Raw genomic sequence first — 15,755 nt, forward strand, 5'->3', positions numbered from 1 at the left:
AGTCAGATACCCCAACACCACACTCTGACCAACACACAACCAAACCCACACACAGAACCTAAAACAACGCGTTTAGTTCCTATAGGCCTATTTCATGCATCTATCGTTCAGGACAACTGTCTGGCCACCCAGTCGACGATGTAGGGCGCGGTGTGCTCAATCTGATCGATGGCCACCTCGAACTCATGTGGGCCGCCATACCAGGGGTCCACCAGATCGATTTGGCTTTCCCGGCCCGGCGCTGGCTTGGGCAGATCCGGGTCGAAGCTGCGGTACAGGTGCACATCGGATCGCTTGCCTGAGGGCAACAGACGCAACAGGGCGCGCATATGGTCGGCCGTCATGGGCAGGAGCAGGTCGGCGTCTTCGGCCTCCTCCCGGGTAATCCGGTGGGCGAAGTGGTCAGCCGGCACCTCGTAGCCCCGCTCGCGCAGAACCTTCTGAGCACGCCGATCTATCGGGTTGCCAAACTCCTCGTCGCTGACCCCGCTGGATTCCACCCTGACCTGGTCCTCATCCAGTCCGCGATCTTGGAAGAATTTACGCAGGATGATCTCAGCCATGGGTGACCGGCAGATGTTGCCGGTGCAGACGGTCATGACGTTGTAAGGGCCCCGTGAAGCCTTTCCTTTAGAATTCTGGGCCATCAACGCACCTTCCCATAGGTGATGTACCGGAAGCGCCGGATGGCATCCGCCTGGTCTGGTTTAGCAGGGGTCATCCAACGGCTCTCGTCGCGCACCTGCCAGAACCGCTTGCTGACAAGCTCCTCCATATCAGGCACAAAGACATCAGCTGGAGTCCGCAGGTCCAGGTCGGTCACATAGGCCGCATCAGCCAGCGGAAAGAAGGTGCTGAAGACCCCTGCGCCGCCGATGATCCAGATTTCGCTACGATCCATCCCATCATCAGGAATGGCTTCCTGCCTAGCCAGTTCCAGAGCATCGTCGGCCGCAGATACCACAGTGGCGCCTGGTGCATGGAACCCCGGGTCACTGGATAGAATGATGTTGTCCCTCTTGGGCAGGGGTCGCTCCCCCATGGAGACCCAGGTCCGCCGCCCCATGATGACAGGATGGGATACGGTCAGCTCCTTGAAGTGCTGCATATCCTCGCTCAGATGCCAAGGCAGCGCATTGTGGTAACCGATGGCGCCACGCCGACCGTCAGTGGCCTGCGCCTGCGCCCAGATCATATTGACCGATGAGCGGCGGCCTATCTCTTCTTCCTGATGCCGCCAATCCTCATCGCCTAGAAGCCCGGCCTGACCGGGCTCGGGTTCGTGATAGCCACTTCGACTATTGTCATGCTCCATCTGTTGCGTTCACTCCTCATAGTGAGTAGATATACGAGAACATTCTAATCTTCGGATTCGACGGTGCCCGTATTCGGCTCAGCGCACCTTCAGACCGCCACCGGGGCCTTGATGGCGGGGTGGCATTGATAATCCACTACCTCGAAGTCTTCATACTGATAGGAGAAGATGGAGTCGGCCTTGCGGATGCGCATGGTCGGGTAGGGATAAGGATTGCGCGACAGCTGCTCCAGAACCTGCTCCACGTGGTTGTCGTAGATGTGGCAGTCGCCACCGGTCCAGACGAATTCCCCAGGTTCAAGATCGGCCTGCTGGGCCATCATCAGGGTCAGCAGGGCATAAGAGGCGATGTTGAAAGGCACCCCCAGGAACATGTCGCAGGAACGCTGGTAGAGCTGGCAGCTCAACTTGCCGTCGGCCACATAGAACTGGAAGAGCGCATGGCAGGGCGGCAGAGCCATGCTGTCAACCTGGGCTGGATTCCAAGCAGTGACGATCATTCGACGGGAGTCCGGATGGGTACGTATCAGATCCAGCACTTTGGCTATCTGGTCAATGGTGTGATGGGGATCCTCCGGCGTCGGTGCGGGCCAGCTGCGCCACTGGACCCCATAGACCGGACCCAGATCCCCGGTTTCCGGGTCGGCCCACTCGTCCCAAATATGCACGCGGTTCTCCTGCAGCCAGCGCACATTCTGCGATCCCTTCAGGAACCAAAGCAACTCGTAGGCGATTCCCCGGAAGTAGACCTTCTTGGTGGTGATCAAGGGAAAGGAATGCGACAGATCGAAGCGCATCTGCCGCCCGAACAGGGATATGGTGCCGGTCCCCGTCCTGTCGGACTTCAGGGTGCCCTCGCGCAGGATGGTGCGCACCAAGTCCTCATAGGGAGTGGGAATGTCCGAGTCGGGACGCTCAGGGATACGTGTACGAATACGCTGCAGTTCTTCGGGAGTCAAGGCCATGCGGCCATACTATCAAGTCCTCGGTCAGCTGAGCGCGCCCCGGTGACGAATTGCACAGTCCGGGTTAGATTGGAGGAACAGGTCCGGCCACAGGGTCGGATCCGGATGACGCACCCATTGGGTGCCGGACAAGGAGGAACAGATGGGCAAGAGACTTTGGGTCGAACGCGACAAGGACGGCACCTGGAACGCCTATGGCGACAATGGGGCCCACATCACCTTCGGCAAGGGCGAGGATCAGTTCAACCCGGGCGATCTGATGAAGATCGCTCTGGCCGCCTGCGGAGCCCTCTCCAGCCAGTTCGCCGTGGAGAGCGCCCTAGGCAAGGGCAAGGGGGCGAAAATCGTGGTGGACGGCACCTATGACTCCGACGACGACGCCTACCTGAGCTTCGACGAGCAGGTGGATGTCGATGCCACTTCGGCCAGGCTGGCCCAGGAGGATGCGGACAAGCTGGAGGAGCGGATCCGCCGCCATATTGCCAAGTCCTGCACTGTGGCGCATACCTATCAGCGGGAGACCCCGGTCAGGATCTCCGTCAAGGTTCGCCACTGATCTGATAGCCATAAAAGAGCGGGGATCCCCAGGTTCATTGAACTCCGGGGGTCCCTGCTCTTCGTCGAAGTTGCCGTTGAATCGACCGCCTTACTCCTTATGCTCGGGATCGATGGTCGACTCCAGATCAGCCAGTTGCTCGGGTTTGGCCAAATCCACAGAGATCTTCTCCACTCCGGTGATATCGGCCACATCCGTGCTTTCTGCCGCGTCGGCTGCGGCTTTGAGACCGGATTCCTCGGCCTCCACATATTTGCGCGGCACCACGTAAACGGGGCTGACCGCATGCTGCAGGAGGCCCTGGCTGGTAGATCCCAGCAGGAGCCCAGTGAAGCCGCCGCGGCCCCGCGATCCGACTACGACCACGTCATGAGTCTTGCTGGCCTGGGTCAAGGCTTCTACGGCAGACCCTGGCACCACGGTCTTGTTGATGCGCAGATCGGGATAGGTCTTCATGAGCGGAGTGATTCGGGTATTGAGATCATCCAGATAGGAGTCCATGACGCTGCGCTCCTCGGCCGAGCCCGTGCCGGTCAGTCCGGAGATATTGGGCACTGCCGACATCACATCCAGCTCGGCATTCCAGCTGTCAGCGAAAGCGGCGGCAATCTGCAATGCCTTAAGACCCCACTTAGACTCGTCGGAACCCACAGCAACCCGCTTGATGTCGTTGCTCAAATGCATCAGGTTGCCATCGTCATCGGTGTAGGGGACGACCACGATAGGGCAGTAGGCATAGGCGGGCAGGCTGGAGCTTGTGGTGCCCAGCAGCCGCTCGGCCAGGCCGCCCTTGCCCCGGTTTCCGATGACAATCAGCCGGTAGTTGCGGCTCAGCTCCACGAAGACCGAGGAGGGATCCCCCGTCACAATCAGCGTGGCTGCACCGACACCTTGTTCATCGGCGATGGCCTTGGCCTTTGAGAGAATCTCCTGGGCGTCGTTGTGAGCCGCTACGTCGTCTCCCATGGTGGTGTAGGTCGCGTCGAAAGAGACAGCCGCATAAGAGGGAAGGGAATATGCGCAGACGATTTGTAGGGTCAACCCTGCATGCTTAGCGTAGTTGGCGGCCCACCACGCCGCCTTGTAGCTGGCGTCCGAGCCATCGACGCCTACCAGAACAGCCTTGTCGTTGCTCATCCGACGACCTCCTTTAAACTTGGCGATGACAAACCGACACCGCTCTTTCTGCCAGAATATCGCATGCAGACCTTATCGATAAGTTGGCAAGGGCCAACACGCGAGGAACTTCGACTCTGAATATGCAAAACGCCCCAAAAGGGGGCGTTGAGGTTACATGCACAAATGTGTCTCAGACCAGACGACGATACTCGAAAGCCCGATAAAGCTTCTCAACTGTTACGGTCCGACCGACATCCGGGGCATGAATCATGCGGCCACCGCCAACATAAATGCCCACATGGCTGCCCTCAGGGGTCACAATCAGGTCGCCAGGAGCAGGATCCGTGACCGGCACACCCACTGAACGTTGCGCATCGGCTGTGCGGGGCAGGCCGATGCCGAAGTGAGCAAACACATACTGGGTGAATCCAGAGCAGTCAAAACCCGTGGCCGGATCGGTCCCACCAAACACATAAGGAACCCCCTGGAACTGAAGAGCATAGTTGACCACATCTGCGCCCCTGCCAGTGGCCGGCACTTCAGTGATTGTGCTGACTGTACTGCTACGAGCAGCCGAACGACTGACCTGCTGCGAGGACTGGTGCCGACTGGCTGCAGCCTGGGCCTGTTCCTGAGCCTGCTGGGCCTTGGCTTCCGCATCCTTCTCGGCCGGAGACTTGGTGGCAGGAACGTTCAAAGACTCGATGCCACCCCAGCTGCTGTCCTTTTCGACGGTAGTAGCCGTCGACTCGGTCAACAGGTCGGCACGCACCTTGCTGCCGGGGGTGAATGAACGCGACGAAGTGACTGCGGCTTCACTGCCGTCACTGGCCTGGGCCACGGCGGGTATACCGATGGAAAGCATGCCACAGATTGTGGCAGCTGCCATCATGCTCACATACTTGCGTGTCTTTTTCATTGGTCACAATTCTATCACGTATCGGGCACAGGGATCAAGCACAAGAGGACACGATCCGTGCAGTCAAGGATCAATAGTGGATGTAGTTCAGAGCGTGCACATTGGACAAGGTGCGAGAATATGTCTTTCCGTTCATGTTGGCACTGCACTCGGAGGTGACGATGGAACCATCGGGATTGATCTTCTCCACGATGGCCACATGGCCATAGGTGGAATCCGAACCCTCCTGGCCGGCCTGGAAGACCACGATGTCGCCGACATTGCGCGGCGTATTGTCCACCCAATAGCCCAGGGTGCGTGCAGAGCCGGTCCACTCCTTGGCATTGCCCATGTGCGAGCCCACCGGTAGTCCCAACTGGTGACGACGGACGTAGACCCACCAGGTGCACTGGCTGAACTCATAGGCGTTGCCCACATCTCCAGTGACATGGTTGGGATTGAACCCTGCCGGCAGTACTGATCGGTTGGCATCCATCAGCACAGCCACGACTGGATTGTTGGCCAGGGATTTGGACATCTGTCCGGCATCGAGTTCGGATTCGCCCAGCTCCCAGCTGCCCTCGTTGCGTTGCGAGGCCGTGGGCAGGGGCTGGCGGTAATCAGAACGGGAGACCCTTGCACCACCAGTTGCGCTGGAGGAGCCGGTAGAGGATGAGGGGGTGACCAAATTGATTGCGACACTGTCGGCCAAAGGCAAGGACCAGTCGCCCCGAGCCTGGCTGACCGCCATAGAGGAAGCGGCAGCACCGACCAGGACGGTCAGGGCCGAACCGGTCATGATATGAGAGCGACGGGCTGAGGCCTTGGCCGCCAGACGGATAGAACGACGGGTCCGAGGGGCTACCTCGTTGAGCTTGGCTGCCAGGGCATCATCAAGACCCTCAATGCCAGCTGCCTGGGTTATGCCCGACGATCGACCGGTCGACCGACTGCCGACACCTGTGCCCCGCCTGGCCGAAGCCCCGTGCGCAGCATGCTTCATCTAGAATCACTCCCGTTTATGTTCCGACGCGACTTTCGTGCCGTACCACGAACCATCACAAGGGAACACCATAACGCAAGCGAGAATCCAGGCCAAATGACCTGAATTGTCCATACTGGTGTACTCAAGCATGGCTTCGGTGGTCGCTCATCTTCGACAACCACGGAATACTCTAGGATTATACGGACATAATGCGGACATGAGCAAACCCGCATGCGTGCCGTCCGCCACGGCGTGTCCCACAGTTTTGAACCCTGCATGGTCCACCCTGAGCGAATCTGACTCATACCAGGTCAGACCGGAGTCGAGGCCAGGAGGAAGGATCCGCCGGCATCGTTGGAATCTTGAGGCATGGTGATGTCGACACGGCCGTCCTCGGAGGGAATGAAGAGGGCCCGCCCCTGGTCCAGTACACAGGACTGGTCAGCGGCCGTGCAACGGATCCGGCCATCAGTACAGACTATGATGCGTGGTCCACGGCGGGGAATCATCAGGTGGCGGGGCCCCAGACGCTCTATCAGATCCCCGTAGCGCTGCTGAAGCCTATTGAGCAGGGGCCAAGTGGCTCCACCCTCCTCCACATGCCCGTAGACCAGCATGTATTCGTTGATCTTGGGCCGGTAGGTCACCGTATTGTGCATGATCAGGGTGGCGATCATGGAGCTCGATGGATCAATGGGGGCCGAAGGCTGGCAGTCCAGGCTACGTAGGAGGTTGGGAATGTCCCGATGTTTGGGGGTCATGCCGGCCCTGAGCACATTGTCGGAGTTGGTCATAATCTCTGCCGCAGTGCCGTGGATGTATGCGTGAGGGGTCCCGGCGGGGATATAGACCGAATCGCCCTCCTCCAGATCCACGGGGTTGAGCATAAGCAAGCAGAGCACAGCGGGGTCATCCGGAAAGGCTCGTGCGGCACACAGGGCATGGTCCAGCACGGCTCCCGCCCGCCTGGACCGCAGCCTCCCGGCAGCAGCCTCCAAGGCTTCCTCCAGGCCTCGGGTTGCTTCTGGCTCGGCAGTCACGGCAGCGTGGAAGGCCCGGAAGATACGTCGGCGGGAGTCCGGCCAAATCAGGGAGGAGACCGGCATCATGGCATCAGCCGCGGCAAAGCGGGCCGGAGGAACCCCCAGGTGGAAGGTGCGGGCGGTCAGCGCCTCGGTCATCAGCTCGGCCAGAGGGTGATCCACGGCGCGCAGGAGAGTCAGCTGGGTGGAGATGGTCGCAAAGCCTACACAGGCCTGAAAAGGCTCCAGGGCCACTACCATTTCGTTCTTGGCCAGACTGTCATGAAAGGAGCGGCTGGGATCGTCGTCAGGCACTCCCAGGGCATTTTCACGATTGAAGCCGGCACGGGCTTCGAAATCCAGGGGATGCACCTGCAGAGACAGAGGGATGCGGGCCGAGATGATCTTGAACAAGTAGGGCAGGGTGGGGCCGAAGAGGCGGGAGTCGCGCTCCCCCAGCATGGCCATGGGATTGCGGCGGATGGCCACGGTCAGAGGCAGCAGCGAGCCGTCGGGCAAGGTCAAAGGCGAGGGGGATTCGGTGTGTCCGCTGAACCACATCTCCGCCAATGTATCCCCCGGGCATCCGTCTGACTCATCCAGATGGAACATGCGCTGCAGTCGGTCATGTGAGCCCCAGGCGTAGTGCTTCTCCACAGCTTGGATCGGATACACGCACTCCCCTTTCCACGGGAAATCCCTCCATGGGCCGGTGCATACGAACCCACCAATCCCCGTCATGATAAGACAAGGGCCGAGGCCTGGGCAAGGCGAGGGGGTCGCCGCATGTCATTGCGAACGGTACAGTAAAGGTATGAAGCTGGCTCCCATTTTCGACCCGGATGCCCGCAGGCCTTCGCCTCGGCCCGTGCAGGTGGACCTGCGACGCATCTTCCTGCTCGGTACTGGCGCCTGGATTCTGGCCTTGGCCGTGACCGTCATTCTGGCCCTGACCGGAATGACGGTCACCAAGCCTCTGATTGTCTGCCTATCCGGGGTTGGCGTTGGCATTCTGCTGTTGATTTGGGAGCATTTCAATCGCTGGGATTATCGCCGCCTTGCCCAGCAACCGGACCCTGAGCCAGAGGAAGCATCAGCGTAAAGGTGCTCCCCTCTCCCGGCGCGCTCCAGACCGTGACCGAGCCATGGTGGGTCAGAGCCACATGCTTGACGATGGCCAGCCCTAGGCCGATACCTACGGCAGTCTCTTCACTCTGATTGTCGGCACGGTAGAAGCGCTCGAAGATTCTGTCTTGGTCCGCCTTGGATATGCCCCGGCCGTGGTCTACCACCCTGATGATTCCGTAGTACCCATCCTTGGAGGCCTGTGCCACCAGGGAGACGGTAGAGCCTGAAGGCGAATAGGAGATAGCGTTCTCCACCAGCTTGGCCAGAGCCACTCTGATCTGCTGCCCGTCGCCATGAATCGTCAGCGGCTGGTCGCATCGCCATCGCAGGGTCACATGGGCCTGATCCGCTCCATTCTGCTCATCCTGCACCACTGCACGTATTTGCTCAGCTACGTCAAGCACATTCTCCCTGCTGGGCTTGATTCGCTCCTGAGCCCGAATCAGCAAAAGAAGATCCTTGAGCACATGCGCCAGATAGGCGCTGTATCGCTGGACCGAGGAGGCATCCTTGGAAACGCTGCGCAGGTGGCTGCGAAGAAGTTCTGGGTCGTCCCCCTCCAGATGGGAGGTGGTTTTGAGCTGTGCCGCCAGCTCCTCCAGGGCCTGGACCGGCTTGAGCATCTGCTCGGATACATTGGTCATGAAAGCGTCCCTGGTCCGAACAAACCTGACCGAATCGCTCACGTCATCGATAAGCACCACCACCAAGGACCGGTCAATCCGCCCCAGGGTGACCTTGAGCCAGTTCCTTCTGGAAACCGCCTGGGCCTGAACATGGGTCGCGTCACCGGGATCCTCGGCCTCGTCAATATCCCAATTATCGGATTCCGCGCTCTCAGCTGCGACATCCAAAGCGAATTCGGTAGGCGTTCGCGTGACCAGATTAAAGCTGCGTCGACCGCCCGAACGCCGTACCTGCGCGATGGCTTCGGTGATCTTCGGATTGGATATCTCGTCGTTGCTGACGATTCCCAGCCTGTAGGCATCCGGGCTGGAGCGCACAACCTCGTCATCGCCATCGACCACAACGGTGGCGGCGGGGATAAGTGCCAGCAAGGCCTGGGTCGAGCCCTCCAAAGCCTCACCGTCGGCCTCTTCGCCATCCTTGCTCCGGTTGCCCATAAGGCTGCGCAGGCGGTCCATGAACCGTCTCATAAGGACTTCCCTCCAGTCCGGCGCCGACCCCGGACACTGCGACATCAACCAAGTCTCGTCGGCCGTTCCGGCTTTATTCTCGCATACCCGACAGTGATCGCCGCTCCAATGGCCCGACATTCTTCGGGGCTGGCTTTTTCTTGCCACCCTGGTCACATAGACTGTAGTCATATCGTTGACCGAGGCCGAAAGGGAAGAACAATGCGCGTGATTTTCAACGAGGAGCTGGGGCTGGTCGCCGACGATCTCGATCGGATGGCTGCCAAGGTTCGCGATGCCATCAAAAAAGCAGGACGGTCCCTGATGGACTGCGACGTGGAAACGGCCCAGGAAGTCATCGACGGGGATGCCGATATAGACAACCTCCAGGCCAGCATCATCGATCAATGCATCAGGCTCCTGGCCAAGCAGAGCCCTGTGGCCACTGATCTACGGGTGGTGGTCTCCACCCTGAGCCTGTCGGCAACCTTTGAGCGTATGGGAGACCTGGCCAGGCACATTGCTGAGACTGCAAGGCGCTCCTACCCTGAACCGACCCTGCCCGCCGAGGTCATTCCCCTGTTCAAACAGATGCAGGACTTTCTGGATGTCATGGCCGACCGTCTGGTCGAGATGCTCTCCGACAGGGACACGACCATAGCCGAGCAGATCATCGTCAGCGATGACCAGATGGATAAGCTCCACCAACAAACTTTCAGCTATGCCCTCTCAGACGACTGGAAGGGGTCCAGGCAGCAGCTGATCGACTTGATCCTGGTGGCACGGTTCATGGAGCGGCTGGGAGACCACGGCGTATCGGCGGCCCGCCGCGTGGTCTACATCGTCTCGGGCTTCGATCCATCAAAAGACCCCAAAGATCTCGACCTCGATCTGGACTGAACATATATAGCAAAGGGGCTACTCATCACCTGACAGCTGGTCGGGTGGAGGCCCTTTTTACTTCCATAACGTCCAGGGAATACCAAAGGTGGTGCCCTCTACAAAAGCAAGGACACCACCTCAACAACTTTGGATGCTCTGTATCCAAAGTCCGGTTCACATCATCGGATGGATTTGGATATCACTTTTGGCCCTGGGCCGCCACAGCAGCAGCACCGGCGGCGGCTGCCTCAGGATCCAGGTACTCGCCGCGAGGCTTGATGGGCTTGAAGTTCTCATCCAGCTCGTATACCAGGGGGATGGCCGTGGGGATGTTGACCTTGGCGATCTCGTCCTCGGTCAGGTTGTCGAGCATCTTGACGATGGCCCTCAGCGAGTTGCCGTGAGCGGCGATCAGGACGGTCTTGCCGGTCTTCAGCTCTGGAACAATGTCGCTCTCCCAGTAGGGGGTGACGCGCTTGACCACGTTGGCCAGTGCCTCGGCGCGGGGCACAGGAGCTCCGGCATACCGGGGATCGTGGGACTGCGAGTATTCGTCGTCAGGGTCGATTTCAGGCGGCGGGGTGGCATAGGAACGACGCCAAAGCATGAACTTCTCGTCCCCGTACTTCTCGCGGATCTCGGTCTTGTTCTTGCCCTGCAGAGCCCCGTAGTGACGCTCGTTCAGCCTCCAATCGCGCTTGACGGGGATCCAAAGGCGGTCGGCCTCGTCCAGGGCGATGTTGGCGGTGTTGATGGCGCGGCGCAGCAGGGAGGTGAAGACGATGTCCGGCAGAACACCCTTATCCTTGAGCAGCTTGCCGCCCTTGCGGGCCTCCTGCTCGCCCTGCTCGGTCAGCGGGACGTCCACCCAGCCGGTGAACTGATTGGTGTTGTTCCATGCGCTCTGGCCGTGCCTGAGCAATACTAGTTTGTAGGTCATAATGAAAATTCTAAGACCTGAGAGGGACTGTTTGGCGGACCTCCCCCGCCTTAGAACAGTCTCTTAAAGCAGGCAGACGCCCAACCAGCAGAACCCTGTCAGCAGATCGGTATAGCCAGACAGCGCAAAGGCCCTGCTGAAGCGGTTCCGACAGCTGGCTATCGTGGTGGCAACAGCCATCACCAAGACAGGCAACAGACAAAGCAGACGAGGCCAGGCGGCGGCTAGGGAACCGCCGGACAGGGACCATGATTCGACGATTCCCAGAATCACAGCCAAGGCATAACAGGACCCCATCAGAATCAGCGTGCCTTTGGCTCCGATGAAGGAAGACAGCGTGTACTTGCCAGCCAGAGGATCCGCATCGATGTCACGATAGTTGTTGATCTCCAGAACAGGAATGCAGATAAGACCACCAACCAGCGCGCCGATGAACCCGTGGCGGTCGATGCTGCCATTCTCCAGGTACTGGGTAGCGAGCACGCCCACCAGGCCGAAGAAAATCATGATGCTCAGCTCGCCCATGGCCCTATAGCCGTAAGGGTGTTTGCCACCCGTGTAGAACCAGGCACCCAGCAGACAGAAGATGCCGACCAGAATCATCCACCAGTGGCCAGTCACCCAGCAGAGAATCAGACCAGCCAGGCAGGCCATAAGGATGTTGAGATAGGCAGACAGCAGGACCTTGCGAGGCTCCACGCCACCGGCCACGCCTCTTCTGGGCAGATCAGGCACCGAACCGTCAGCCCCGGCGCCCGAAAGACTGCTACGGCCTTCGTCAGTACCCCTGATTCCGTCAAAGTAGTCATTGGCGAGATTGCAGGTGCTGTGGATGAACACAGCCGTCAGACAGCATAAGAGAGCAGTTAGCCAGAAGCGCACATCCGGCCCAAGCCCTTGGTCGAACAGTTGCCGGAGGGCCACCGCTGTGCCAATCAGAACCGGCGTGGGCGAGCAGAGCAAGGCCGAGGGTCGCAGCGCGTCCTTGTATTCCCGAAGTGTGATGAACATGATTGCCTGATTATCCACCAAATCGTTCGAAAGTCGGACCGTCCCCTTATGGGAGTATCAAGATTTTCATAGCTGCAGGAGCAGGCCCGCCGACCAACACAGGGCGGAGACCAGGGTGCCTTTACCCGCCATGCCAAAAGCCTTGGGCACCTGGCCACGAGCAAAGGCTCGACAGATCAGCAGAAAGACAACGGCCACAGGCAGGAGGATCAGCACAAGAGGGAAACCGGGCAGGCCACGTCGCATGACAGCAGGAACGAACTGAATCAGGCCCAGAACCAAGCTCAGGATGTAGACCAGGTAAATGGAGATCGCCGCTGCGCGCGCCCCCACAAGAACTGCATATGTGTGCTTGCCGGCAAGGCGGTCGTCGTCCAGGTCACGGTAATTGTTGAGCATGAGCAGGCCCACGGCATTGAGCCCGCATACGCAGGCACCCAGGATGCCGGCGGCATCGACCCTATTAATGAGGAAGTACTCGGTACCCAGGGTGGCCACCAGACCGAAGAAGATGAAGACGCTGACTTCGCCCAGCCCGTGGTAACCATATGGGTGCGGGCCGCCCACGTAACACCAGCCAGCGATCAGGCAGCAGACCCCGACCAGGATCATCCACCAGTGGCCGGTCAGTGCCATGACGGCCAGACCCATCAAGCAGGTGAAGGCCGCCGAGATCATGGTGGCGTAAAGCACCTTCCTGGGCGGCACTCCGGCAGCCACAAGACGTCTGGGTCTGCCGGAGGTGGCCTCCTCGCCGCCACGGCCGGAATCAGTGCCGCGAACACCATCGGCATAGTCATTGGCGAAGTTGGCTGCGATCTGCATAGACAGGGCAAGCAGGACCAGCAAGACCACGATCAAGGCCAGTCGTCCCGGTGTGGCCGCCTTCAGGGCAGGGTCGACAGGCGTGGGCGAGCAGGAACTGGTGCACTGTTCCAAGAGCCGTGACCGCTCCAAGAGTGCAGCCGAAGCGCCCACGCAGACAGGCGCCACCGAGGCAGGCAGCGTCCGGGGACGCATGCCATCCATCCACAGCCTGATATTCATGACCGTCCCTCCCCTCTTATCATCTCAGACCAGCGGCTTGACCAGGGGGAAGGTGATGGTCTCGCGTATGGATGCACCGGTAAGGGCAATCAGTAGACGATCGATGCCCATGCCCATGCCGCCAGCGGGAGGCATGCCTACGCCCAGGGCCTCCAGGAAGTCCTCGTCAATGTCCATGGCCTCGACATCGCCGCGGCTGGCCATCTTGGCCTGCTCGACGAACCGCTGCCGCTGGACCACCGGATCGTTGAGTTCGGAGTAGCCCGTGGCCAGCTCGAACCCGCGAACGTAGAGGTCCCACTTCTCAACAACGCCCGGCTTGGTGCGGTGGGCCTTAACCAAGGGCGAGGTCTCGACCGGGAAATCACGCACGAAGGTCGGCTCATACAGCTTGTCCTGCCAGAAGTGCTCCCAGAGGTGTTCGACCAGCTTGCCGTGGTTTTCGGCAGGCTCCTCCTCCAGACCCAGTTTGTCAGCGATGGTCCGCAGATGGTCCACGCTGGTTTGCGGGGTGATCTCCTCGCCCAAGGACTCGGAAAGGGAATCATACATACTGATCTGGCGCCAATCACCGCCGAAGTCATACTGGCTGCCATCCTGCAGGGTCACCTTCAACGATCCAGCCGTGGCCATGGCCGCCTTCTGGATCAGTTCCTTGGTCAGTTCCCCGATGGTGTCATAGGTGCCGTAGGCCTGATAGGCTTCCAGCATGGTGAACTCCGGGGCATGAGTGGCATCCACGCCCTCATTGCGGAAGTCGCGATTGATCTCGAAGACCCGCTCAATGCCGCCCACCAGGCAGCGCTTGAGGAAGAGCTCAGGGGCGATGCGCAGGTAGAGGTCGATGTCGAAGGCGTTCATATGCGTGGTGAATGGCCGGGCCGCAGCGCCCCCATGCACGGTCTGAAGCATGGGGGTCTCGACCTCCATGAAGTCGTGGTCCTCGAAGGTGCGCCTCAGCGAGGAGACGGCCTTGGAACGGCGGCGGACCATGGCCCGCACATCCTCATCGGCGATCATGGCCAGGTAGGGTTTGCGGGTGCGCTGCTCTTCGGTCAGTTCCTTGTGAAGTGCAGGCAGGGGTTGCAAGGCTTTGGCCGCGATGTTCCACTCAGTGGCGAAGACGGAGAGCTCTCCGGTCTTGGAAGCGACCACGCGGCCGCGCAGGTAGAGGTGGTCGCCCAAGTCGACCAGCTGCTTGAATCGCTTCAGAGAATCAGCACCTATCTCACGCTTGGAGATCATGCCCTGGATGCGGGTGCCGTCGCCCGCAGCCAGCTGGACGAAGCAGAGGCCGCCGCCGTTGCGCAGGAAAAGGACTCGGCCGGCGATGCCAACTACATCCTCGGTCTCCTGGCCCGGCTCAAGGCGGTCCTGATACTTGCGGCGCACATCCTCGATGCGGTCGGTCACATCCAGATGAACCGGATAGGGTTCGATGCCCTCCTTGAGCATGAGCGCCCTCTTGGCCACACGCATGCGCACCTGTTCGGGATGGCCTTCAGCGCCGTCCGTCAGGCTGCCGGGATCGATGGCGTCATCCAACTGGGCGCCCTGATCAATCTTCTCTGTGATGGCCATATCCTGCTCGAGCAGTGCCTGAGCGCGCTCGACCGTCGTCAGACGAGGGGTTTCTTCCGATGAGTCATTCATAAATCGCTATTTTACGCATGAGCCGGTACTTGGTCCTGTTGCCATCCGATGGCAGGTAGTTGAACGTCCGCGCCGCGCAGACGATGGCGTTTGGCCGACGGTACGTGTACTATATAGAACGTTGTCACGGGGTATAGCGCAGCTTGGTAGCGCGCTTCGTTCGGGACGAAGAGGCCGGGGGTTCAAATCCCCCTACCCCGACAAGTATTCCTGGCCTGAAAGGGCCGGGATTTCAACGTTTAGAGCACATCACGCAGCCGGCGAAACAGATTGCAGCAGCAGCTCATTCATCGACTCCCCCACCGAATCCAGGTCCTCGTCGAACAGATCCGCATACACATCCAGGGTCATCGCAGCCGACGTGTGCCCCAGCTGCCGCAGGACGGCCTTCACGTTCGCCCCGCTCTTGACCATCAAGCTGGCCGCCGTGTACCGCAGGTCATGGATGGTCATCCGTTCAACCCGGCCGCATCGCACGCGCGGGCGAACCACTTGCCGCCGTCCTTCGGCGACACCGACTTCACGTATCCATGGAAGCTCCCTCTGAACTCAATCTCGTGGTGTCTCCCTTTCCATCGCCTCATTGGGATCATGCAGAGCGGCTATATCGAAATCTTCCGGATGAGCCGCAACCTGATCCAGCTTCGCAGCTCTACTCTTTTGTTCTTCAGTTTGCTGGCTTAGCTGCAATGCTTGCTCTAGCCTTGAAGCTGGATTGAGATTGAAGACTTGGCACAGCGCTGTAAACTCACGCGAAGAAGGCGACCCATGCCTGCAATTGAAAAAAGTTGCTGACTCTTGGCGCACTTACGTCAATGGCACGGGCGAGCGCGCGGTCTGATATTTGAAACGGTGACTCATCTCGCTTTTCGGAAATAAGTCTCATACCCGTAATATCAGTCAGTGTCCAAACGCGCGCGTACTTTGCCATGGCAATCAGATCAGACATGTAACAGCTTTTTATAAATCGCAACGCGAGTTTGACATAGTAAAAGAATGCTCTTACAGACTTGCTGCTCGGGCCATAGACGTGCTTCGCAAAACGGCACTGACATACAAGCAATCCAAAATCGAACTGACATCAGCGCTGCACATAGC

The 15,755-nt window shown here is 59.6% G+C and carries 15 protein-coding genes, 1 tRNA gene and 1 pseudogene; 4 read left to right on the forward strand and 13 right to left on the reverse strand.

Features of this window, described 5'->3' with window-relative positions; genetic code table 11:
* Nucleotides 1–107 precede the first annotated feature (107 nt).
* The 3 genes from H3V09_RS04585 to H3V09_RS04595 form a co-directional block, all read right to left on the reverse strand.
* Nucleotides 108–647 (reverse strand): low molecular weight protein-tyrosine-phosphatase, encoded by a 540-nt coding sequence (locus H3V09_RS04585; RefSeq protein ID WP_144178515.1) that lies wholly within the window; start codon nt 645–647, stop codon nt 108–110.
* A complete protein-coding gene (locus H3V09_RS04590) occupies nt 647–1,315 on the reverse strand; it encodes a dihydrofolate reductase (RefSeq protein WP_144178514.1) in 669 nt (222 codons plus the stop codon). The genes H3V09_RS04585 and H3V09_RS04590 overlap by 1 nt, the downstream gene beginning before the upstream one ends.
* A gap of 89 nt (nt 1,316–1,404) precedes the next feature.
* Complete coding sequence (locus H3V09_RS04595; protein WP_110425686.1) at nt 1,405–2,280, reverse strand: thymidylate synthase; 876 nt, start codon at nt 2,278–2,280, stop codon at nt 1,405–1,407.
* Between the two features lie 142 nt (nt 2,281–2,422).
* Between H3V09_RS04595 and H3V09_RS04600 the strand changes: the two genes are divergently transcribed.
* Complete coding sequence (locus tag H3V09_RS04600; protein ID WP_144178513.1) at nt 2,423–2,836, forward strand: OsmC family protein; 414 nt, start codon at nt 2,423–2,425, stop codon at nt 2,834–2,836.
* Nucleotides 2,837–2,926: 90 nt separating this feature from the next.
* Here the strand turns inward: H3V09_RS04600 and H3V09_RS04605 are convergent, their stop codons facing one another.
* The 4 genes from H3V09_RS04605 to manA all read right to left on the reverse strand — a co-directional run bounded on the left by H3V09_RS04605 (nt 2,927) and on the right by manA (nt 7,535).
* The gene (locus tag H3V09_RS04605) at nt 2,927–3,973 is read right to left on the reverse strand and encodes a universal stress protein (RefSeq protein ID WP_046323252.1); all 1,047 of its coding nucleotides are present in this window, start codon (nt 3,971–3,973) and stop codon (nt 2,927–2,929) included.
* A gap of 172 nt (nt 3,974–4,145) precedes the next feature.
* Complete coding sequence (locus tag H3V09_RS04610; RefSeq protein WP_198191428.1) at nt 4,146–4,874, reverse strand: C40 family peptidase; 729 nt, start codon at nt 4,872–4,874, stop codon at nt 4,146–4,148.
* A gap of 70 nt (nt 4,875–4,944) precedes the next feature.
* Nucleotides 4,945–5,856: a CHAP domain-containing protein gene (locus H3V09_RS04615; protein WP_198191427.1), complete on the reverse strand. Its 912-nt coding sequence runs from the start codon at nt 5,854–5,856 to the stop codon at nt 4,945–4,947.
* 293 nt (nt 5,857–6,149) lie between these two features.
* A complete protein-coding gene (gene manA / locus H3V09_RS04620; RefSeq protein ID WP_198191426.1) occupies nt 6,150–7,535 on the reverse strand; it encodes a mannose-6-phosphate isomerase, class I in 1,386 nt (461 codons plus the stop codon).
* 139 nt (nt 7,536–7,674) lie between these two features.
* Between manA and H3V09_RS04625 the strand changes: the two genes are divergently transcribed.
* Nucleotides 7,675–7,962 (forward strand): DUF2530 domain-containing protein, encoded by a 288-nt coding sequence (locus H3V09_RS04625; RefSeq protein ID WP_198191425.1) that lies wholly within the window; start codon nt 7,675–7,677, stop codon nt 7,960–7,962.
* Here the strand turns inward: H3V09_RS04625 and H3V09_RS04630 are convergent.
* Entirely contained in the window at nt 7,895–9,145 is a 1,251-nt protein-coding gene (locus H3V09_RS04630; RefSeq protein WP_232339470.1) for a sensor histidine kinase, read from the reverse strand. The two genes, H3V09_RS04625 and H3V09_RS04630, sit on opposite strands and share 68 nt — an antisense overlap.
* 201 nt (nt 9,146–9,346) lie before the next feature.
* On the opposite strand from H3V09_RS04630, the gene phoU reads away from it, so the two are divergent.
* Nucleotides 9,347–10,024 carry a phosphate signaling complex protein PhoU gene (gene phoU, locus H3V09_RS04635; RefSeq protein WP_046323257.1) on the forward strand — a complete coding sequence of 226 codons (678 nt, stop codon included), beginning with the start codon at nt 9,347–9,349 and terminating at the stop codon, nt 10,022–10,024.
* A gap of 181 nt (nt 10,025–10,205) precedes the next feature.
* On the opposite strand, the gene H3V09_RS04640 is transcribed toward phoU, so the two are convergent.
* From H3V09_RS04640 to lysS, 4 genes are all read right to left on the reverse strand, one after another.
* Entirely contained in the window at nt 10,206–10,946 is a 741-nt protein-coding gene (locus tag H3V09_RS04640; protein WP_024626731.1) for a phosphoglyceromutase, read from the reverse strand.
* Nucleotides 10,947–11,009: 63 nt separating this feature from the next.
* Nucleotides 11,010–11,957, reverse strand: a complete 948-nt coding sequence (gene menA, locus H3V09_RS04645; protein ID WP_052733368.1) for a 1,4-dihydroxy-2-naphthoate octaprenyltransferase — start codon at nt 11,955–11,957, stop codon at nt 11,010–11,012.
* A 66-nt stretch (nt 11,958–12,023) separates the two neighbouring features.
* Nucleotides 12,024–13,004, reverse strand: coding sequence for a 1,4-dihydroxy-2-naphthoate octaprenyltransferase (menA, locus tag H3V09_RS04650; RefSeq protein ID WP_198191424.1), 981 nt, complete (start codon nt 13,002–13,004; stop codon nt 12,024–12,026).
* Between the two features lie 24 nt (nt 13,005–13,028).
* Nucleotides 13,029–14,657 carry a lysine--tRNA ligase gene (gene lysS, locus H3V09_RS04655; RefSeq protein ID WP_198191423.1) on the reverse strand — a complete coding sequence of 543 codons (1,629 nt, stop codon included), beginning with the start codon at nt 14,655–14,657 and terminating at the stop codon, nt 13,029–13,031.
* A gap of 127 nt (nt 14,658–14,784) precedes the next feature.
* Between lysS and H3V09_RS04660 the strand changes: the two genes are divergently transcribed.
* Nucleotides 14,785–14,858: transfer RNA gene (locus tag H3V09_RS04660), tRNA-Pro, on the forward strand.
* A 48-nt stretch (nt 14,859–14,906) separates the two neighbouring features.
* Here the strand turns inward: H3V09_RS04660 and H3V09_RS04665 are convergent.
* A pseudogene (locus H3V09_RS04665) lies at nt 14,907–15,113 on the reverse strand (tyrosine-type recombinase/integrase); the annotation flags it as partial.
* Nucleotides 15,114–15,755: the final 642 nt, after the last annotated feature.

The sequence above is a fragment of the Bifidobacterium sp. M0399 genome (genome assembly GCF_016100595.1).
Taxonomy (GTDB): domain Bacteria; phylum Actinomycetota; class Actinomycetes; order Actinomycetales; family Bifidobacteriaceae; genus Bombiscardovia; species Bombiscardovia polysaccharolytica.

Excerpts from the sequence above, each read along its gene's own strand:
- H3V09_RS04585 (WP_144178515.1), bottom strand. The coding sequence starts at position 647 with ATGGCCCAGAATTCTAAAGGAAAGGCTTCACGGGGCCCTTACAACGTC.
- H3V09_RS04590 (WP_144178514.1), bottom strand. The coding sequence starts at position 1,315 with ATGGAGCATGACAATAGTCGAAGTGGCTATCACGAACCCGAGCCCGGT.
- H3V09_RS04595 (WP_110425686.1), bottom strand. The coding sequence starts at position 2,280 with ATGGCCTTGACTCCCGAAGAACTGCAGCGTATTCGTACACGTATCCCT.
- H3V09_RS04600 (WP_144178513.1), top strand. The coding sequence starts at position 2,423 with ATGGGCAAGAGACTTTGGGTCGAACGCGACAAGGACGGCACCTGGAAC.
- H3V09_RS04605 (WP_046323252.1), bottom strand. The coding sequence starts at position 3,973 with ATGAGCAACGACAAGGCTGTTCTGGTAGGCGTCGATGGCTCGGACGCC.
- H3V09_RS04610 (WP_198191428.1), bottom strand. The coding sequence starts at position 4,874 with ATGAAAAAGACACGCAAGTATGTGAGCATGATGGCAGCTGCCACAATC.
- H3V09_RS04615 (WP_198191427.1), bottom strand. The coding sequence starts at position 5,856 with ATGAAGCATGCTGCGCACGGGGCTTCGGCCAGGCGGGGCACAGGTGTC.
- H3V09_RS04625 (WP_198191425.1), top strand. The coding sequence starts at position 7,675 with ATGAAGCTGGCTCCCATTTTCGACCCGGATGCCCGCAGGCCTTCGCCT.
- H3V09_RS04630 (WP_232339470.1), bottom strand. The coding sequence starts at position 9,145 with ATGAGACGGTTCATGGACCGCCTGCGCAGCCTTATGGGCAACCGGAGC.
- phoU (WP_046323257.1), top strand. The coding sequence starts at position 9,347 with ATGCGCGTGATTTTCAACGAGGAGCTGGGGCTGGTCGCCGACGATCTC.
- H3V09_RS04640 (WP_024626731.1), bottom strand. The coding sequence starts at position 10,946 with ATGACCTACAAACTAGTATTGCTCAGGCACGGCCAGAGCGCATGGAAC.
- menA (WP_052733368.1), bottom strand. The coding sequence starts at position 11,957 with ATGTTCATCACACTTCGGGAATACAAGGACGCGCTGCGACCCTCGGCC.
- menA (WP_198191424.1), bottom strand. The coding sequence starts at position 13,004 with ATGAATATCAGGCTGTGGATGGATGGCATGCGTCCCCGGACGCTGCCT.
- lysS (WP_198191423.1), bottom strand. The coding sequence starts at position 14,657 with ATGAATGACTCATCGGAAGAAACCCCTCGTCTGACGACGGTCGAGCGC.